General features: G+C 36.0%; 15 protein-coding genes and 3 pseudogenes. 14 read left to right on the top strand and 4 right to left on the bottom strand.

All coding sequences use genetic code 11. The features are described from left to right. Positions 1-144: 144 nt before the first annotated feature. From WFN33_RS05520 to WFN33_RS05510, 3 genes are read right to left on the bottom strand one after another with little or no spacing between them, the layout of a single operon-like run. The gene (locus tag WFN33_RS05520) at positions 145-3,234 is read right to left on the bottom strand and encodes a MexW/MexI family multidrug efflux RND transporter permease subunit (RefSeq protein WP_336951963.1); all 3,090 of its coding nucleotides are present in this window, start codon (positions 3,232-3,234) and stop codon (positions 145-147) included. A gap of 12 nt (positions 3,235-3,246) precedes the next feature. After that, entirely contained in the window at positions 3,247-4,350 is a 1,104-nt protein-coding gene (locus WFN33_RS05515; protein ID WP_336951961.1) for an efflux RND transporter periplasmic adaptor subunit, read from the bottom strand. Next, complete coding sequence (locus WFN33_RS05510; protein WP_336951959.1) at positions 4,347-4,775, bottom strand: DoxX family protein; 429 nt, start codon at positions 4,773-4,775, stop codon at positions 4,347-4,349. The genes WFN33_RS05515 and WFN33_RS05510 overlap by 4 nt, the downstream gene beginning before the upstream one ends. A 290-nt stretch (positions 4,776-5,065) precedes the next feature. Between WFN33_RS05510 and soxR the strand changes: the two genes are divergently transcribed. From soxR to WFN33_RS05455, 11 genes and pseudogenes are all read left to right on the top strand, one after another. After that, entirely contained in the window at positions 5,066-5,527 is a 462-nt protein-coding gene (gene soxR, locus WFN33_RS05505; protein ID WP_336951958.1) for a redox-sensitive transcriptional activator SoxR, read from the top strand. Positions 5,528-5,799: 272 nt separating this feature from the next. Next, positions 5,800-8,733 (top strand): type VI secretion system Vgr family protein, encoded by a 2,934-nt coding sequence (locus WFN33_RS05500; RefSeq protein WP_336951957.1) that lies wholly within the window; start codon positions 5,800-5,802, stop codon positions 8,731-8,733. Positions 8,734-8,743: 10 nt separating this feature from the next. Further along, positions 8,744-13,597 carry an RHS repeat-associated core domain-containing protein gene (locus WFN33_RS05495; RefSeq protein ID WP_336951956.1) on the top strand — a complete coding sequence of 1,618 codons (4,854 nt, stop codon included), beginning with the start codon at positions 8,744-8,746 and terminating at the stop codon, positions 13,595-13,597. Beyond that, entirely contained in the window at positions 13,588-14,604 is a 1,017-nt protein-coding gene (locus WFN33_RS05490; protein WP_336951955.1) for a hypothetical protein, read from the top strand. The genes WFN33_RS05495 and WFN33_RS05490 overlap by 10 nt, the downstream gene beginning before the upstream one ends. Before the next feature lie 133 nt (positions 14,605-14,737). Then, on the top strand, positions 14,738-15,157 hold the full coding sequence (locus tag WFN33_RS05485; protein WP_336951954.1) for a hypothetical protein: 420 nt from the start codon (positions 14,738-14,740) through the stop codon (positions 15,155-15,157). Between the two features lie 2 nt (positions 15,158-15,159). Then, complete coding sequence (locus WFN33_RS05480) at positions 15,160-15,666, top strand: hypothetical protein (RefSeq protein ID WP_336951953.1); 507 nt, start codon at positions 15,160-15,162, stop codon at positions 15,664-15,666. 86 nt (positions 15,667-15,752) lie between these two features. Further along, a complete protein-coding gene (locus WFN33_RS05475) occupies positions 15,753-16,214 on the top strand; it encodes a hypothetical protein (protein ID WP_336951952.1) in 462 nt (153 codons plus the stop codon). Positions 16,215-16,303: 89 nt separating this feature from the next. Further along, positions 16,304-17,256 (top strand): annotated as a pseudogene (locus WFN33_RS05470) (RHS repeat-associated core domain-containing protein); the annotation flags it as partial. A 44-nt stretch (positions 17,257-17,300) separates the two neighbouring features. Next, positions 17,301-17,807, top strand: a complete 507-nt coding sequence (locus tag WFN33_RS05465) for a hypothetical protein (RefSeq protein ID WP_262783028.1) — start codon at positions 17,301-17,303, stop codon at positions 17,805-17,807. A gap of 51 nt (positions 17,808-17,858) precedes the next feature. Further along, positions 17,859-18,712: pseudogene (locus WFN33_RS05460) on the top strand (RHS repeat domain-containing protein); the annotation flags it as partial. Positions 18,713-19,104: 392 nt separating this feature from the next. Next, the gene (locus tag WFN33_RS05455; protein ID WP_056513207.1) at positions 19,105-19,497 is read left to right on the top strand and encodes a hypothetical protein; all 393 of its coding nucleotides are present in this window, start codon (positions 19,105-19,107) and stop codon (positions 19,495-19,497) included. A gap of 41 nt (positions 19,498-19,538) precedes the next feature. Here the strand turns inward: WFN33_RS05455 and WFN33_RS05450 are convergent. Next, positions 19,539-19,702, bottom strand: a pseudogene (locus tag WFN33_RS05450) (IS5/IS1182 family transposase); the annotation flags it as partial. A gap of 35 nt (positions 19,703-19,737) precedes the next feature. On the opposite strand from WFN33_RS05450, the gene WFN33_RS05445 reads away from it, so the two are divergent. The 3 genes from WFN33_RS05445 (at position 19,738) to WFN33_RS05435 (ending at position 21,196) form a co-directional block, all read left to right on the top strand. Then, positions 19,738-20,064 carry a hypothetical protein gene (locus WFN33_RS05445; protein ID WP_336951950.1) on the top strand — a complete coding sequence of 109 codons (327 nt, stop codon included), beginning with the start codon at positions 19,738-19,740 and terminating at the stop codon, positions 20,062-20,064. A gap of 246 nt (positions 20,065-20,310) precedes the next feature. After that, positions 20,311-20,658: a hypothetical protein gene (locus WFN33_RS05440; protein ID WP_336951949.1), complete on the top strand. Its 348-nt coding sequence runs from the start codon at positions 20,311-20,313 to the stop codon at positions 20,656-20,658. Positions 20,659-20,698: 40 nt separating this feature from the next. After that, complete coding sequence (locus WFN33_RS05435; protein ID WP_336951948.1) at positions 20,699-21,196, top strand: hypothetical protein; 498 nt, start codon at positions 20,699-20,701, stop codon at positions 21,194-21,196. Positions 21,197-21,225 lie beyond the last annotated feature (29 nt).

Below are 21,225 nucleotides of genomic sequence, written 5' to 3'. Positions count from 1 at the left end.
TAAATCAGTGGTTAGAATCACGCATTAAAAAATTGATAAAGTTCTATAGATATAGAACTTTATCAATAAAAAATTATATTCAAGCGATCTGATCATACACAGAAGCTTAGACAGCAGCATGCTGGTTGTTCAGCCCACTCAACGTCATGATTTTTGCGCCTGTTGGTCAATCTGTTGTAGCGCTTGTAAACGGCTAGAGTGAAGGTCTTGATTGTGTTGACGAGCCAACAGACTGTAAATGGTAGGTAAGACAAAAAGCGTAAAGAAGGTCCCGATCAACATACCGCAGACAATCACAAGCCCTAAGCCAAAACGACTATGTGCACCAGCGCCTGTGGCAAAAAGGAGTGGAATCAGCCCAAACACCATTGCTGCTGTGGTCATCAGAATTGGACGTAAACGAATTTGAGCAGCTTTTAGAATAGCCGCTCGCCGATCTAAACCTTCATGAACTTGCAATTCATTGGCAAACTCAACCATTAAAATACCATGTTTACTAATCAGTCCAATCAGTGTGACTAAACCAATCTGAGTGTAGATATTGACTGTGGCAAGTCCAAAAGCCAAGGGGATTAATGCGCCACAGATCGACAGCGGAACCGTAATTAAAATAATAAATGGATCCATTAGGCTTTCATATTGAGCGGCTAAAACCAGATAAATCACAATCAGCGCGGCTAAAAATGCAAACATCAAAGCGTTACCTTCCTGTACATACTGACGTGCATCGGCTTGCCAGTCATAACTAAATCCAGTCGGTAATTCAGATGCAGCCTGTTCCAGAAAACTTAAAGCTTGACCTAAGGAAACCCCAGCGACGGGGATTGCCTGAAAAGTTGCAGCATTTTGTTGATTAAATTGAGTGAGTTTATTGGGTTCTACCTGTTCACTTAGACTGACCACAGTCGATAAGGGAATCAGTGTGTCTTGGTCGGTACGAATAAACTGTCGTGTCAGTGCTTGAGCTGTCAAACGTTGTGTATTGATGCTTTGAGGAATCACATCATAGGCACGACCTTGCATACTAAAACGATTGATATAATTCTCACCAACCAATGTCGCCAAGGCTTCACCGATATCTTGCATACGAATACCCAGACTATTGGCTTTGGCCCGATCAACCTCGATTCGAATCACGGGGTTATTAAAGTCGAGATCACTGTCGACCACCACAAAAAGGCCACTTTCACGGGCTTTTTGCTTGATGTTCTGCATCGCCTGATAAATGGTTGAATAGTCTTGTGCACTACGTAACACCATTTGTACGGGTAAACCACCTGTTGAACCGGGAAGCGCAGGATTTTGGAATACAAAAATACTGCTGCCTTCTACATCACCAACTTTGGCTTGAAGTTGCTGTTGAATTTCATCCGCAGAATGCACTCGCTCAGACCATGTGGAAAGGGTTGTTCCACCAAAACTTGATGCAGGCCCATCTGTACCATTAATAATCCACGTGGTACTGGTTTCGGGGAAAGTCCAGAAGATTTCATCGAGTTTTTGATTAAAGTGCTCAGCATAATTCAGATTGGCATGTTGTGGTGCTTTGATGGCTGCCAATACACTGGCTTGATCTTCATTGGGCGCCAATTCTTTTTGAGGGAGTTGGTAAAGCAATGGAAGGCTAATAAAAATAGCGATCGCAAAAACGACTGTGATCCAACGATGATGTAAGGAAAAATTGAGCAATTTACTGTAAAGCTGGGTCAAATGTTCAAAGAACCATTCGGCTGCTTTTGCCATTTTACCTTCCTGCTGTTTGGATAGAAGTAGAAATGAACTCATAACAGGAGACAGGGTTAAGGCAATAATCCCTGAAACCAAAACTGCACCGGCTAAAGTAAAAGCAAATTCTTTGAATAAGGAACCAGTTAATCCACCCATTAAACCAATCGGAGCATACACTGCGGCCAGTGTAATGGTCATTGCAATTACAGGGCCTGCGACTTCTCGTGCCCCGATCAAAGCTGCTGCAACTGGGGATGCACCTTCTTCAATATGCCGATGGATATTTTCAACCACTACGATTGCATCATCTACAACCAAGCCGATGGCGAGTACCATGGCTAAAAGTGTGAGTAAATTGATGCTAAAGCCACATAACAGCATTAAACCCAAGGCACCTAACATTGACAGTGGAATTGTCACTACAGGGATCAAGACACTACGTAAAGAACCTAAACACAGATAGATCACCGCAATAACAATAATCAGCGCTTCGATAAAAGTATGTAAAACTTCATCAATAGAGGCATCAATAAAACGGGCTGTTTCATAGGCAAGATTAACTGTAACCCCCGGTGGCAAAGTTTTCTTGATCTCAGGCAATTTATCTTTAATTCCCTGTACGATCACCAAGGGGTTGCCTGTAGGCGTCGCTTGTAGACCAACAAAAATTGCAGGTTTACCATCCATAGAGGCACTTGTTTCTGTCGAAGCAGCGCCAAGTTCAACTGTTGCCACATCTTGTAGACGAATTAGATTTTGAGCATCATTGCGTATCACCAGATTTTTAAAGTCCTGAATACTGGTGAGATCTGTGGAAACATTGACATTTGAAACCACCAATTCGCCTTTGACCTGACCCGGTGCGGCTTGATAGTTATTTTGACGGATCGCATTGGCGACATCGGCGGCAGTTACACCACGACTGGCCAAACGATCGGCATCCAACCAAATCCGCATAGCCAAACGCTGACTGCCATAGGTCTGTACCTTAGCAACGCCATCAATTGTAGACAGCATGGGCTCTACCACCCTAGACAAATAATCTGTTAATTCCGCCAAGGACAGTTGTTCGCTGGAAAATCCGATATAGGCAACATCGGTAGATTCACCTGAAGAACGTTCAATGACTGGATCAAATGCCTGTTCTGGTAATTTGTAACGGACTTGATTAACCTTTGCCATCACCTCTGTTAACGCTTGGGTTGAGTCACGATTTAATTGCATGCGTAAGGTTACAGCACTACGACCTTGTACAGTAGAAGAACTGAGATAGTCGATGCCTTCTACCGAAGACACTGCTTGAGCAATGGGTTGGGTGACAAAACCTTGCATAAGCTCAGCAGATGCACCGGGATATTCTGTATTGATACTTATCGTTGAAGTTTCAAGTAAAGGATACTGTCGGATAGGCAGTTTATTCAGGGAAAACAAGCCCGCCAGCAAGATCAAGGTGCTGACGACCAAGGCCAATACAGGGCGTTTTACAAAAAGGTCAGTAAATTTCATTCGCTTATCTCCCTAGACTTTGGGCTTGATCGAGGAAGGTTGGGGATGCTCAAGTGTATTTATGGTCGGCTCAACTTGCATACCATCACTTAATTTAAGTTGTCCTGATACAACAACTTGATCACCTGCTTTGAGCCCAGATTTGACTACAACTTTGGCTTGATGGCGCTCACCGAGCACTACCGCCACACGTTGTACAATCAGCTTGTTCTGGTCTTGTTTTGCAAGGAAGACAGTATTGCCATAAGCCGTATAGGTAATTGCAGTTTCAGGAACGACCAAGCTTGGGCGTTCAGATTCTTGGATGTCTAATTTGGCATACATGCCCGGTTTTAACTGTTGATCATGGTTATTTAAAATTGCTTGCCCCTGCACAGTTCGCGATGTTGTGATCATCGGTTCGATTGCACTGACCACAGCTGTAAAGGACTTTTCAGGAAATGCATCAATTTTGAGTTGTACAGATTGTCCGATTTTTAACCTTGATGCCAATTGTTCATCCAATGTGAAATTGGCAAGAATTTGTCGAAAGTCGACCAGATTAGCAATACCAGTGCCTGCCTCTAAATATTGTCCTTGATGTACTTGGCGTATTCCCATGACACCAGAAAAGGGGGCTCGAATCGCTTTCTGTTTTATGCTGGCTTGTAGCTGTTGGATTTCTGCACGCGTCATATCTCGATCAGCCAATGCGGTATCCATTTCTGCCCGTGAAATTGCATGACTATCAATCAAAAGTTTGCTGCGGTGATAGGCCATTTCGGCTTGTTTCAATTTGGCTTGCAAGCGACCTAATTGAGCTTGTTCCACATCGGTATTGAGTTGAACCAGTATTTGACCTTGTTGAACAGCTTGTCCAGATTGGAAATAAATCTGTTTGATCATACCTGTTGTTTCTGTTGACACTTTGACTTGTCGGATTGCTTCCAACTCACCAATACTGGAAAGTGTCTGTGGAATACTTTGTTCGACCACTGAACTCAATGCCACTTTGACTGGAGGATAAGCGCCAGATTGATGCGTTTCACTGGAACGAGAATTTAAATAAAAATAGATTGTGACACCCACGAGAATTAAAATGAGCGCGATTAGAAAAAGCCATTTGTTGTTTTTCATGCGACAACTCCAATGTTGCTGAGTTGTTGTCGAAAATGACTGGCAATGGTCAGCGCTAAAAGACCGCCAATCACTGAAATATGTTCAAGTGCAAAGTAAAAGGCGATATTGGCTTGAAGACCAGTCATGTTCCAAAAGTGATGCACAATCACAATTGTCAGTGCTAAAAATACGGAAAGAATCAGTGTGCCAAACCACATATGTCGCTCAAATAAAATACAATAAGCGCCCACAAGCAGAATCAACGCAGAAGCATAATTAAATAACCATGCAGGCTCTAGACCAGCCGCCTGCATTTCCAAAAATCCTGTTTCTACAGCAAGAATTTTATTAAGTCCTGAACTTAGAAACAGAAGCGCAAGACAACATCTGCTGATGGCCCACAGCCATTGGCTTTCTAAACTTAATTTAATGAAACATGGCATGAGAATATTTCCTGAAGAAATAAGACTGGATGATTAAAACCTTTAAAATGAATAGCTTGTTGTTACTCGTAACAGCTGTGGCAAGCAGTCTAAAACCTCAAGTTATATTTAGGTCAATGGGCTTTGATCAGAAAATTTGTAGAGGGATAAGATTTTTATAATGGCTTAAATTGGCGATAACGTTTTTTGTATTTTGAGTTGTAATGATGAAAAGCCATGGCAGCTAAGATCAATTGACAAATGTACTTTGCTGAATTATAAAACCTCAAGTAATGTTGAGAAATATCAAAATGCAGGCAGAAGAAAAAATTGATTTTAATCGAATGATGACAGTAGGAGAGGTGGCTAAACGGAGTGGTGTAGCCGTTTCAACCTTGCATTTTTATGAGTCAAAAGGGCTAATTAAAAGTATCAGAACAAATGGAAATCAGCGTCGTTTTCCATCAATTGTCTTACGTTATATTGGAATTATTAAGGTTGCACAAAAAGTCGGAATTTCTCTGGAGGAAATTAAAAATGCATTAAGTGTTTATCCTATGGGAAGCAAATTAACCGCAGAACAATGGTCAGTGTTATCATCGCATTGGCGTAAGGATTTAGATGAGCGTATTCAAAAACTAACACGTTTAAGAGATGAAATGGATTGGTGTATCGGTTGTGGTTGTTTATCTCTAAAACAATGTCCTTTACGTAATCCAGAAGATATATTAAGACACGAAGGATCTGGTCCCCGTATTTTAGAGCGTGAATAAGAACCCAATATTAATATTATATACGTTTGATATTTTAGCTTTTTATCTTGAGCTGTTGATCACTTATGTTTGGTGAAAAAACTCTAAGCGCGCTTTCAAGTTTTTAATCAGTGCAAATGACCATTATCAATAATGATATTGAGCTAAAACGGGCATATTCAAAACCTAGTCAGTGTTGTGTAAATAACCAATAATAAATAGACAGGTCTGTATAGACAGTCCACCTAACTTTTTAGTAGAATACATCACAATTTAAAATTAAATAATAATGCATGTCTAACAATATTTACGCTGCTTTGGAGCAGCTTGGCTTATCAGCACAAAAACGTGCGATTCACGTACAATTTTCTAATTCGGCGTTGAGCCAACAGGTGTTCCTACAACGTATCGATGGAACACATCAAATCAATGAGGGTGTTCGGCTCCAACTCATCTGTCTTGCAACGTCAGCAACTATCCCTTTAAAAAGCTTTATTGGAACTCAAGCTGCAATTGATATCGTCACAGATAAATCCGAATTAACCCGTATTTCAGGGATTGTGACCCAAGCCGATATTGGCGCATCTGATGGTTCTCTTACTATCTATCGTTTGACTGTAGAAGACCCAACAGCACTTTGGAAACATCGTAGAAACTCTCGAGTATTTATGAATAAGTCGGTTGTGGATGTGATCCAGACCGTGTTTCAAGAATGGGCACAACGCAGCCCACTGTTTGCCTCAAGTCTGAGTCTAGATAAGAGTGGCTTAAGCAAAGACTATGATGTGCGCCCATTCATTATGCAAGCATCTGAAAGTGATTTTGACTTCCTGACCCGTTTGATGAGAAGTGAAGGGATTAACTGGTTGATCGATGAAGCTCAGCTTAAAGTATCGAGCTCAACAGAACAAATTCAAGCACAAAAGCTTCGTTTAATTGATGATAATTCGCAATTCAGTGCCTTAGAACGCCGCAATATTCGCTTCCATAGAAGCAGCGCCGTAGAAAAAACTGATTCAATTACCAATTTTATTGGTCAGCGTTCCATTCAACCGACTTCAGTGTATATCCAGCGTTGGCAAGCTGATGTATTGGATATTGATGAAGGCGCTGGCAGTGTTCAAAGTAAACACAGCCATAGTGAAAATTATGACAATGCCAGTTTAGCTTTAGAACAAGCCTGGCACTTTAGTCCTGCATGGATTCAAGACCTTAATGGCGAAGATGGTGCCACGCCATCGGGCAATAGTCAGATTGAAAAGTTTAACCAAAACCTCAGCAACTACTACGATTCACAAGCCAAACAATTTACAGCAACATCAACTGTGCGCGATGCACATGTTGGTTATTGGTTTGAACTAAATGAACATCCTGAGATAGATCAACACTCAGGTGCAGACAAAGAATTTTTAATCACGGCTAAAAGCTTTTATAACCAAAATAACTTACCTAAAGATCTCACCGATCAAGTCACCGCTTTAGTCCAACAAAGCAATTGGCAAACAAGTCAAATCACCAGCAACACGAGTGATGAACGTCAAGCCAGTAATTTAACCATTCAACGTCGTAATATCAGCACGGTTCCAGCCTATAACCCATTACAACACCGACCGATTGCATCACCACAACGGGCCAAAGTGGTGGGGCCAAGCGGAGAAGAAATTCATGTTGATGAATGGGGGCGTATCAAAGTTCGCTTCCTGTTTAGCCGTAATGAAGACAATACCCATGATGGCGGTGCGGGTTCTAATGACAATGACACAGATTCAGCTTGGGTCGATGTCCTGACCCCATGGGCAGGCGAAGGCTATGGTGCGCGGTTCTTACCGAGAATCGGTGAGATTGTTGTAATTGACTTCTTTGATGGCAACATTGACCGTCCCTTTGTGGTTGGGCGCATCCATGAAGCACAACGTCATCCAAGCAAGTTTGATGACAAAGGCAAACTGCCTGATACCAAGAAACTGGCAGGAATAAAAAGTCGAGAGTATCAAGGTAGTGGCTACAATCAACTGAGGTTTGACGATACTACTGGCCAAATCAGCAGCCAGTTACAGAGTAGTCATGGCGCCAGCCAACTCAACTTGGGCAAACTGAGTCATCCAAAAGACAAAGCAGAAAGTGATGATCGTGGAGAAGGTTTTGAGCTGAGAACTGACCAATGGGGAGCACTACGCGCAGGGCAAGGTTTACTGCTTTCGACCTACAAACAAGACCAAGCCAAAGGTGATCACCTTGATTCAGAGCTTGCCAAAAAGCAACTTGAAGGTAGCCAGACCAACAGTAAAGCCTTAAGTGATATTGCCAAGAATCAAAAGACGGATGAAATAGAATCGATTGAGCAACTAAAAGAATTTACAGAACAGCTCGAGCAAAAAATTGCTAAATTCAATAAAGCCCTGCTTTTATTAAGCTCACAAGATGGGATTGCCTTAAGTACCCCTGAAGATATTCATATCTCTGCAGATTCGCAGATCAATCAGATTGCAGGCGATAGCATCAACTTGAGTACGCAAAAGAATTTGATTGCACACGCGCAAAACAAACTCAGTTTATTTGCTGCTCAAGGTGGCATTAAAGCCATTGCAGCGCAAAGTAAAGTTGAAATTCAGGCACAGTCAGATGCTTTAGATGTATTTGCCAAGCTGGGAATTACCATTTCATCTACTGATGACAAAGTAGTGATTAGTAGTCCTAAAGAGGTTGTGATTACAGGTGGTTCATCGCAAATTGCACTGAATAATTCAGGAATTTTCCCAAAAACAGGTGGAAAGTTTGAGGTGAATGCTGGGCAGCATGTGTTTAAACCTGGAGCGCATATCAATACTTCACAGCAATCATTGAAGTCAAATAATGCCAAAGGTGTGTTGGAGCTTTTCAATAGCTATATTCATGGTGAGGCGATAAAACAAGGGAAATTTAAAGTAGTTGATGTTAAGGGTAAAGAGTATCAAGGCGTGCTTGATGATAAAGGTTTTGCACGTGTTACAGGTATTGTTCCTGGCTCAGTTAAAGTATTTTTTGAAGGGGATCAAAGAGACCCTTGGGCTGAAACTAGCGATTTAAAAAGACAAGCTGAATGGCCAACAGTACAACAATTAGAAGGTTTTAATCCAGATATGATATTTAATTCGATTTCAAAAATGAAAAATACAAGATCAGATGTGTCTAAGGCATTTAGTAATGCTTCAAGTTTGGTAGCTAATCTTCATAAATTAAAAAAATAAGGAATAAAACATGGGTCTATTAGGCATGGTTCCTTCAAAGCCAGGAAACCAAACTCCAGAACAAAAACAAGCAATAGTAACATTAGCAAATAGTTTAAAAACACAAGTAGTGGTTGCCCCACTTCAAAGTATTGCACCTCAAGATATTGTATCAAGTCGAAATAGCATCAATGATTGGCTAAAACAAAATATTAGTCCTGATTTTGATTTAAATACTCTTGCTCAAGTTGCAGGCGTTATTCCTGTAGTCGGTAATATTATTGCTCTTGTTGATGTGGTCGAAGGTATTATCAATTTGGTTAACAATCCAAATCCAGCCATATTAGATTGGGTAGATCTTTGTATTAATTTGATTGGTGTTATTCCAGTCCCTCCAGGAATGAATACAGCTCGTATGACCCTAAGGCCGATGGTCATGGCGGCAAGAAATGCAGTATCTACAGGTAAAACTACTTTAGCTTTGGCTGTGGAAAGTGCAATACAAGCTAGTTTAAATGATGCTCTTGCGGGTCAAATACAACCTTTCGTAGATAAAGCGACAGGGCAAATTGATACTTTAATCAATGGCTGTTCAGATTATGCGATGAAAATATCTAATGATTTTTCATCGGGCTTAATCAATATTGCAAATGGTCAGGCTGTTAACCCTATAGCGATTGCAAATGCTCAAAAAGATGCACAGAAAAGTTTTAGCAAGGTGACTACAGGTAGTTTAATCCGAGATCCTAAAAATACCTTTGATAACTTGTTTAAAGCACTCACCTTATCTGCCTCAGCGCAAGTGGGACAAGTTGCAAATCAAGTTTTACAAAAAATTTTGGCAAGATTGGGGGCAGCTGGGAAAGCGGCACTTTTAGCAGTTGCAACTAAAATAAAAACATTTGGTGCAAAAGCTGCTCAAGCAATTAAGGCAAAAGCAAAGACGTATCTATTAAAATTTATTGAAATATTAAAATCAGTATTAAAAAGAAGACCAAAAGGTGGTGCTGTAAAACCAAACACAACAACACAAGTTAAAAGCGTTACACCCGCGGCGCCTTTGGAAAGTAAATCAAAAGTTACAAAACCTAAAAAAGATCCAAATCCATGTAATTGTGGTGGGGCTGTCGCAAGTAAAAAAAGTATTAGTTTTATAACTGGTGTTGAATCTCTCACTCATCTTGATGCTGACATATTTTCAACAAGAGGAATTTACCAAACTCGAAGCTACGCTTCTAATTTGGAAGGCTATGATAAGAGTGAGTTTGGTGCAAGATGGCTTACACCTTGGACACTGAAAATTTTTGTTGAAGATGACAAATTTTTATATGTCGATGAGACAGGGCGAATTATTCACCTTCCTAAACTCGCTGAAAATACAACTTATTTATCTGTTGCTGAAAATTTGTATATTACCAATCTTGGTAATAGTTTGGTCATTGAGTATAAAAATAAGGAACAATATTTATTTGAAAAATATAAAGATCACTACATTCTGAAAGCAATTGTAAAACCTGATCAAAGCACCATACTTATTGGGCATGAAGAAGGTATATTAAATAAGATCGAGTTTTTTAATGATAAAAAACTGGACTGTTATATTGAATGCATAAAAAATTCAAATCAAAAAATTGAAAAGCTGATTCTTAACAAAGATGGTAAGCGTTCGGATATAGCAAGTTATTCTTATGATCAGCAAGGTGATTTAATACAGGCAACCACTCGAGATCATGCGAATTATCACTATTCTTATCATAAACATTTACTTACCCGTTATACGGACTTAACCAATCGAGCAATAAATCTAGAATGGGATGGTGAAACATATGAAGCCAGAGCATTTCATGAATGGGCAGATGACGGTAGCCAAGAATTATCTTTAGCATGGCTAGATGATAAGCGTTGTACCTTAGTAATTGATGGCGAGGGTAATGTAACTCAGTATCATTATGATATTGATGGTTATAATTATCGTATTGTTTACCCTGATGAACTAGAAGAATGGTTTATCCGTGATAGTAATTCAAAAATCACTCAGCACTTTACAACGACTGGTGAAGTCTATATTTATCGGTATAACGATCAGGGTGATTTATTAGAATCTATCAATCCCGATGGCAGTTCAGTCGAATATAAATATGAAAATGGTAATCCAGTAGAAATTAAAAATGCTGAAGGAGCTATCTGGAAAAATGAATATGATAATAAAGATCAGTTGATCAAAGAAATAGATCCGTTACAGCGTGAAACTTCATACAGTTATAGTGCTCAAGGATTACCGACCAGTATTATTGATGCCAAAGGTGGCTCGAAATCATTTAAATATGATGCACAGGGTAATTTACTCAGTTATCAGGATTGTTCAGGCAAAGAAACCAAATGGGGATATGATGAGCGTGGTCGGGTTAAGTTTGCCGAGAATGCATTAAAACAAAAAGTCGAATACTTTTATTCTGAATCAGACCTTGAACAAAGAACGGCCATTATTAAAGGTGTTCCATTAAATGCTTTAGGACAACTTGAAAAAATCAAACATGCTGATGGCACTGAAGAACATTTTGTACATGATGCCGAAGGGCGGTTACTTGCGCACCTTGATCCAAATCAACAACAAACCCGATACGAGTATGATGAGTCGGGTCTAATCACTGTGCGAACAGATGCATTAGGTCATAAGCTTAAGTACAAATGGGATCAGCTTGGTCGCCTGCAGAGGTTAATAAATGAAAATGGTGCAAGTTACCAGTTCTTCTATGACGTCATGGGGCGTTTGCTGAAAGAAATTGATTTCGATGGAAAAGAAACAGTCTATAAATACGATGACAGAACTAAACAACTGACAACCAGTATCGAAGTTGCTTCTGCTTATGGTCAGGATTTAAAAGACCGTGTTGTACAAAAAGACCGTATACAGCAATTTGTATTTGACAGCATGGGACGACTTGAACAGCGTACGGCAGGTTATGGCTATGACTCTCATGAAGTTGAACAGCAACAAATAGAAGAGTTTGCCTATGACAGCAATGGGCAACTTGTCTTAGCAAGAAATGCAGACAGTGCTGCACACTGGTTCTATGATGCGGTTGGTAATCAAATCCGTGAACATCATCAGGATTTAAAAACCAATAAAACAGCCGTGTGGAAACATACTTACGATGAGCTGAATGTGCGGATTCAGACGATTCGACCTGATGGGCAAAATATCGACTGGCTCACTTATGGCAGTGGTCATGTTCAAAGCCTAATCTTGAATGGTGAAGATGTTGTTAGCTTTGAGCGTGATGATTTACACAGAGAAACCGCACGGCACTATGCCAATGGAATTAGCCAAGAACAGAAATATGATGATATCGGACGCTTAACACAGCAAAGGATTGTCAATGGTCATGAATTTGGTTATCGATCTCAAACCCAACAGCAAAATAATGCAATCAATACAACCCAGCAACTGATTCAGCGTTTATATCAGTACGATAAAACAGGACAGCTCACAGGTATTCAAGATACACGTCGCGGGAATATTAACTACAAATATGACCCTGTAGGACGTTTATTGGATGCAACGAGCAAACTAGGCAAGGAAACATTCCGTTTTGACCCTGCCAACAATATTATTGACCCTTACAATATGGCTTCTGATAAGTCATCTAAGCAAAATACAGAAGAAGGACATTATGGCTATAACCGTCTGGTCAATAATATTGTTAAAGAATATTTAGAACAACAATATCAGTATGATGAATTTGGGCAGCTCGTTCGACAAAAGAACGCTCAGGGTGATTTACATCTTGAATGGGATGTATTTGGTCGTTTGATGAAAAGCCGTAATGCTGAATATACAGCTGAGTATTGTTACGATGCGCTAGGTCGTCGTATTCAGAAACGTAGTAAGCACCATCATACAGGTGCTGAACAGAATGTGTTTTATGGATGGGATGGAGATACAGTTGCTTTTGAATCTACTGAAGATTACACCAAACATTATATTTATGAAAAAGGCAGTTTTATTCCTTTAGTTCAAGCGGTTTATTTGGGTGAGGTAGAAGTACATCAAAGTGTAGATTGGAGTAATAAACCTTATAGTATTTATCGTGATCCGTTATGGAAAACAACGAAGAAGAGCAAAGGCTTTAATGATGTATGGTTCTATCATTGTGACCATTTAGGTACACCGCAAGAAATGAGTGACCATACAGGTGCAATCATTTGGAAGGCGCAATATAAGGCATGGGGTGAGTGTAGAGCTGAGAAAAACAAATCTAATTTCTTTGAGAACTCAGAAATTATAAGCAACAACATTCGCTTCCAAGGGCAGTATTTCGATGAAGAAACGGGACTTCACTATAACCGTTATAGGTATTATTCACCTTATGTAGGAAGGTTTGTTAGTAAAGACCCGATTGGGTTGTTGGGTGGAAGCAATATTTATCAGTATGCTCCTAATCCGATTGAGTGGGTAGATCCTTATGGTTTACAGGCAACTAAAAATACTTGTAAAGTATCCTTTGGACATAAAATTACAAGATATGTTTCTAAAGCGGAAGCTTTGGCAATTAAAGCAAATAATGGGTTAGTTCCTATTATTGGAAGTAATGGAAAACCAAGCGCTAAAGCTATTTGGGTTAATGATGGATCAGATTTTAATCCAGGAAAAGAAAAAACGAGAGTTGTTATTACTGTGACAGAGAAGGGGCGAGCTATTCTCAATAAAAATGTAGTAAATGATGAGATGTTATCCGGTGAAAGTACACATCCAGATGGTATTATGGTTAAAACAAATGAACCTGGTGCAAAAGGGATTGGAAGAAATGTCGTTCCTGAGCTTAATAAAGAAATAGAGAATATTTGTATTCAAACTAAAGGTAGTGATGGAAAATGGAAATAAACAACCTATTAAATAGCCATTGTTCTTTGTTTTTAAATTCAAGAAGTAATGACGAGTTTTTAATCGAAGATAGCTGGGTTCTGAAAAAGGATTTTGATAATGACTTCAGTTTATTTTATGTGAATGGAAATGAAGAAATTGATTTGGTAGAAAGCATAAAAGATTTTTTTTCGTTAAATTATATATCAAATTTATACGATTTTTTAAATAAACAGGGGTATGAAGATAAAGAAATTGAATATGCAATAAATATTATTCAGTCTGTTGTTATTTCATTTTGTTTTAGAACAGAGTTACAATACTATGAAAATCAGTTTATAAAAACTTTTTTTTTATTTCAATTGATTTTTGGAAGCAAAGATAACTATTTGTATAATTTAAGTAACTTTTTCAAGTATGTTTATGCTGATAAAGAGTTATGGTCAAATTTTAGTATTGATGAACGTGTGTTTTTAATTGTTGAATCTAAGAAATTGGATGTAATGAAAATTTTGGAAGTGATCTTAGGTAGAATGGAAAATAAAAAAATTTCAAAATTCTTGAATAAGTTATTTGTACATATTTTTAATGTGAGTGAATTTGAAAATAAATTTGATAATTTTTATTCTATAAAGAGTGATAAATTTTATAAATATATAATTTGGGATTCTAAATATTTTAATTGTAAAGATTATTTAAATGTTATTTTGGATTGTATTAAAATAAACCAAACCACCTTAAATATATTTGTTTCAAAAATGATATTGAATGGATTTGTTCATTACTTCTTGTCAAAAAAACATGATGATTTAAATGAAATTAATGAGTTTTTTATTCAAGAAAGTAATGATAATAAAATTTTAAGTAAGCTATATACAGTACTTTATAATTTAAATCAGGTTAAGTTGAGTTTTTTTGATTCAATTCCATACGTTGAAAAAAATATTGATCAATTTTATAAGTATGAAATTGTATATGGATTATGTTATGGGGATAATAATTTTATTATTAATGAATATGTAGGATGAAAGTTTTTTAATCAAGATTATTCGGTTTTTCACTTTTAAGTTCAATTATTTTGAGGGGGATTACCGTTTATTTGGTGGTCTTAATTTTTATCAATACACACATAACCCTATAGATTGGGTTGACCCTCTAGGGTTGAAACAAAGAAGTTTAGATGAAATAAAAGCAGATAGGCGACGTAGGGAAAATTCTAAATCAGGAGTGTATTTAAAACATACACAAGCAAAATGTAAAGATACTGCAATAAAATATTCTAGTTATGGAAAACCTGCTCAATACTGGGGGGATAGTTTAGGTTGTAGTGCGACAACACCAAAAGTTACAGCTTTCAGAAATAAAATTGAAAAAGAAGGCTTATCAAAAGGCATAGAATATGAGAATGATGGTAAAGGTTCACATTATTATATTTATGATGCCGGAAGAATAATTGGCTACAATGAAGGAAAACCAACACAATATATGCGTATTGAAGTTTCTTCAAGTACTAACGAGTTTCATGGGCATCCAATATCAGAAGCACGTTATAATGGTTATTATCGTAAAAGGATTAATTAAGTATGAGTTATGAATCTTTTTTAAATGAAAATTATTTGCTTTCATTAAAGGTTACTAGAAATTGGACGATTGTAAAAAATTATTTATATAATATTGATTTACAATGGTTGAATTCATTAGATGATGATGAGAAGTTTGATGTAATAGATGCATACTTTTATACAAATATTTTTTATGCGTCAAGTGAAGTTGATGTGAAATCAGTTAGATATAAATTAATTTTAGATGTATATATTATTCCTATAATTGAAAATGATATATATTTAGATTTTGAGTATGAGCTTACAGTAAATTTAATTAATTTAAATAAAAAAAATGAAAGTTTAGATACGATTGAATTTGAAGTGAAAAAAATAAGTAATTTATTGAAATTGATTGATAAAACTATGTCTTATGTATCCTTAGACTTAATTAATAACATTGAAAGTAATGATTTTAAAATTGGTCTAGTTCTAGAGAATATTGTTAATTCACTAAACCTAGGAAGAAAGATAATAAGGGATCAGTAATGGCTTTGTTTACACAAAACTATTATTAAAGGCATCTTTAGCAATAAATTGATATTAAATTTAGATCAAAACCATGTTTAAAAGGGATGAGATGTGAAAGTTTCGGTTTTAGAGTATTTAAAAACCATGAACTTGATGATTTAAGCCCAAAAGCGATATACAAAATAAATTATGAAATGAAGCATAGAAGATTAACATTTAAATTAAATCCTAAATTTTATATCAAAGAGAATGTAAGTTTATTTGATAAAGCATTTCAAATTAAGCTAGAAGAAACAGATAAATTTGAAGAAAAATTAGGATTTATTGCGCAAAATGAAATTTTTTCATTGGCATTAATGAATCGAGAGGATCGAGAGTTTGGCGTGCTAAATGATGCGTCTGATACTGTTGAATTCAAATTTGTACAATACTTAAATGAAAATCAAAAAAGTGATTTTGAGATAAATACTTTAGAAACTTTCAAAAAATTTAATATAAATTGGGATAGTGGTATTTGGGTAACGGACGATAGTCAAGTTTTTCGAATACATAATAGTGATAACTAAACTATATTTGTTTTGGCGGCAGTATTTTTTGAGGAAATAGGGCTTCATTATAACCTTCATAGATACTACTCACCTTATGTAGGACGATTGAGTCTACAGAAGATTACACCAAACATTATATATACGAAAAAGACAACTTTGTACCAATGTTACAAGCGGTTTATCAAAGCTCAATAGAACTACACCAAACACTTGATTGGACAGATAAACCTTATAGTATTTATCGTGATCCTATATGGAAAACCATCAAGAAAAGTAAAGGCTTTGATGATGTATGGTTCTACCACTGTGACCACTTAGGTACACCACAGGAAATGAGTGATCATACAGATTCAATCATTTGGAAAGCGCAATATAAGGTATGGGGTGAGTGTAGAGCTGAGAAAAACAAATCTAATTTCTTTGAGAACTCAGAAATTATAAGCAACAACATTCGTTTCCAAGGTGCATGAGCAAAGACAGAGCATTGCTCTGTCTGAAGCGCAAGGATCAAGAAACGGGACTTCACTATAACCGTTATAGGTATTATTCACCTTATGTAGGAAGGTTTGTTAGTAAAGACCCGATTGGGTTGTTGGGTGGGCACAATGTTTATGCTTATGCACCAAATCCTGTTGCGTGGATTGATCCTTATGGGTTAAGTGCTTGTCCAATAAAGGTAGATATAGTTCGATACAAAAAGGATAAAGTTACTCCTTTAGCTGGTAGTTATACAAGTGGTATAAACAGAGCTTGGGCTTTAGAGAAGCAACTAGTTACATTGACAGGCTATGGTACAACTAATTGGACAGAAGCTCAAAAAACTGAATTAAAAACTACTGGTAAGGTTAAAGGTTATACAGGTCATCATATAAATAATGCTGCTTCTGCACCTGAATGGGAGGGAGATCCTAGAAATATTGTATTCTTAACTAACTCTCCAAATGGTGGGGAACACAAAAATGGTTTACAAGGACACAGAAACAGTCAAACTGAAACCACACGCAAATGGACTAATCCAACAACTGGAAGACTAATTGATAGGGCGGAAATGATGAGGTAATACAATCTAGCAAAAGACAAAATGGATAAAAAAGGATGTAAATTATGAGTTTAGACAATTTAAAGAAATATGCTGAATTTGATAAAATTACAGAAGGAAAAAAAGTTAATATTGAATTACCATCTGATTTTTTAAGTTTTGTAAATGCTGTTGGTTCAGATAGTCTTATATTTGATTGGTCGGCTGAGAATATTACCTTATATGGTATTTATGATATTTATGATATGCAAGATGTGTATTCAAATGATCTGAGTTTATACGTTTTAGGGGATATTATAGCTAATCCAATTTTTTATAGTTCAACTACTGATTATAAAGTAAAAATTGCTAAACATGGGGTTGGAAAAATAGAATTAGAACCCTTAGCCAAAAATTTTGAGGAGTTTATAGCTATATTAGATTGTTATGTACAATTGTTTTATATTACTTACAATAAAAAAATACTTAATGATGATTACGAAGTATTAAATGACTTTAAGGATAATTTGATTGGGGAATTATTAAACATTACTGATGAAAATTGTATAAATACATTTATTAAGTTTTTATAAGTAATTCATATTTATTTAAGTCAAATTATTTTAAATAATATTTTTTCCATTCAATACCAATATGATGCCAATGGTCAACTAATTCGACAAAAAACGAGACAAGGTGATTTAAATCTTGAATGGGATGTATTTGGTCGATTAATCAAAAGTCGAAATACTGAATATACCGCAGAGTATCTTTACGATGCATTAAGTAGACGTATTCAAAAACGTAGTAAACATCATCACACAGGTGCTGAACAGAATGTGATTTATGGTTTGGATGGGGATACAGTAGCCTTTGAATCCACTCAAGATTATACAAAACATTATATCTATGAAAAAGATAGTTTTATTCCATTACTCCAATCTGTTTATATGGGTGGAGCAGAAGTACATCAGAGTGTAGATTGGAGCAATAAACCTTATAGTCTTTATCATGATCCATTGTGGAAAATGACTAAGCATAGTAAAGGTTTTGATGATGTATGGTTCTATCATTGTGACCACTTAGGTACGCCACAGGAAATGAGTGACCATACAGGTGCAATCATTTGGAAGGCGCAATATAAGGCATGGGGTGAGCTCGTGTCAGCAAAGCAACGCTTTGCACGAGCGCAAGACGAGAGCTATGCTCGAAGTGGTAAGTCTGAAAAAGCTAAATCCAGTTTCTTTGAAAACTCAGAAATTATTTCAAATAATATCCGTTTTCAAGGTGCATGAGCAAAGACAGAGCATTGCTCTGTCTGAAGCGCAAGGATCAAGAAACAGGATTGCATTATAACCGCTATCGGTATTACTCGCCTTATGTAGGACGGTTTGTAAGTAAAGATCCGATTGGGTTGTTGGGAGGGAGTAATAATTATCAATATACTCAAAATCCAATAGATTGGATGGATCCCTTAGGGTTGTCAGCATGCAAATTGAATAAAAAAGTTAATGTTGATGCGATTGTAAAAAAATATGGTGGAAAACATATCACATCTGATTATTATGAGATGCCGTCACATAAAGCAGCGAAGCAAGCAGCATCAGAAATTGCTGGTAACTTATCAAGTGCACCGAAAACGACACGTAGGCAAGACTATCGAGGTGGACCGAGAACATGGAGTAATAGTAATGGTGTAATCGGAAAGAATAGTGGAGGAGATAATCCTTGCTCTGGTTGGCGAGATGATTCACCAGGTCATTCATTTAATGATAAAAATGGTAAAACCGAAATACCATCTCATTTGAATGCTTGGAATAAGCTAGGAGGAGTAGAGAATGTGCATTTGTTATATAAGAAGGGTTTAATCGTTAATGGAAAAAAATACTAATGAAAAATAAGCCTTGGAAAAAGTTTAAATATCAAACAGAGTCTAATAAATTTTATTATATTTTAGCTGGTGAAGATTTCAACAAAGAAGATGGTGTTAAACTGAATCCATTTTTGAATAGCGAAAATTTAATGGATAAAGAAGTTATTATTGTTCAACAAGAAGACTTGGCTGATTCACCATGCTTTAATATTAAGAATACTGATACTGGTATTTTTTTGGAAATATATAGCTTAAATAAAGCAGAAATATATATTGTTAATAAAAATTTTGATATGCCTGATTTAATTGAGCTCATTTTTAAATTAAGCCAATTTAGTTATGTGGCTGCTTTGAAATATATTAAGTTTAAATATGGATTCAGAGAAAACTATCTTTTTTTTGAAAGCTAGTCTAAATTGTTAATATAATTATAGCCTAAGGATTAATAGTGCTTAATAATCATGATCTTGGTTTTAACCAAACTTCGATGATAATAGCCTGACCATTTTTTCATAGTGTCCTGCCGAAACGTTTAACCGTCCAAAGTAGTTCATTTCGCTTTCGCGAATGAACTTTTGTATCTTTCCAAGGCTTTACATTTTTTCTGGGTCGAATCGTGGGCGAAGAGGGCAATTTTATTAAGAGGCAGTATGATTGAATTTAAGTCACTCATTAAAATTAATGAAAATTATGTAGATATCAATGATTTTACTTTATCTCATCAAGTAAAGAGTCTTGATTGGGACTATGTGCAAGGAAAAATCATAATTTTTTATTATGGGAAGGAAATTTTTGGATCAGAAATTGTAGATGATATTAATTGGTTTTGGGGATTTATTGCTGATGGATTTAATGATTTTTTTGAAAAAGGAGTTTATGGTATTGGCTTTCCTTCGCAGGATATACGTTTTGTTTTGGTAAAAATTAAAAAAATATTATTAGTCTTGAAATTACATCAGAAAATATGGTTTATTTAAAGAAAGAATTTGATTTGATTGATTTTTTAAATTCATTTTTTAATGGTGCTATTAATTATTTTGTTTTTGAAAAAAATTTAATAAAGATGAAAATGTTGAAATGGATAGAAAAATTGGTTTAATAGAATTATATAAGAGAAATCTTTGAAGTTTAAATAGGATCTTATTTCTGAAATAATAACATATGAAATATTCAAATGAAGGTTTAGAAAGTAATGATTTTTACTTCTGTGTACAAGGTGTAAAATGAAAAAAAGTTTTTTTTTAACGTATGCTTCAAAACTTAAAGTATTTGATTTGGCTGAAATTTTTGAAAAAAAATTTGATATTTCTTTTATTGAACATAGCAGCGATTATTTGGGAAATTATTACTCTTATGAGGGATTATTTTGTGATAATTTTAAAATATTGCAAAATAAGTTACCTGATGGTGATTTGCAAATAAATGACGGTGGAATAGAAACTATTTTGAAATTGGGTTTTTTAAATGGAAAAAATAAAGAAAAACAAAGTAAGTATGAATTTATGAAAAAACAATTAGCGAGTTTGAATAATATAAATTTACATTCATTTGATATTTTTGAAGAGGAATGAAGGCACTAATATGATAAGAGACCATGTGAAAGGAACATAAATGAAGACTTGGGATCAAGTAGTAGAAAGTGCAGTTGAATTTATATCTTTTTTGGAAAAAGGTAATTTTTATAATACTAAGTTTAGTACTGAAAAAGATTACAAGATTATTTTTGATGCTAATTTAGGGATAGATTATGCGACTAATGATAGTTTTGATGATTTTGATGAATGGGAAACTGTGACTGATACCCCCGAGATTTTTCCAGAAAGCTTTGAATGGAGCGATCGGATTAAATATAAACTAAAACAAAAAAATTATTTTGGATTTGAAAATCAAGACCTTAACGGAGCTAAAGAAAAATGGATAACGGGTGAAGCTTGTCTGATAGTAGAGTTAATGTATAGAGATATAGGTATAATATTTCAATGTTATGCAAATGACTATTTTCCTACAATCTGGAAAGAAATTTTAGAAATATATTTAAATGGTGGTTTTCCGTGTGGATGGGATGGTCATCTACCTGAAGGGAAAATTGTAGTTTTTTCTAATCAATAAAATTTAAAATCAGATAAGTTATTTCAAAT

It is taken from the genome of Acinetobacter sp. AS167, from assembly GCF_037152175.1.
Lineage (GTDB): Bacteria > Pseudomonadota > Gammaproteobacteria > Pseudomonadales > Moraxellaceae > Acinetobacter.
This window is presented reverse-complemented; position numbering and strand designations above follow the sequence as displayed.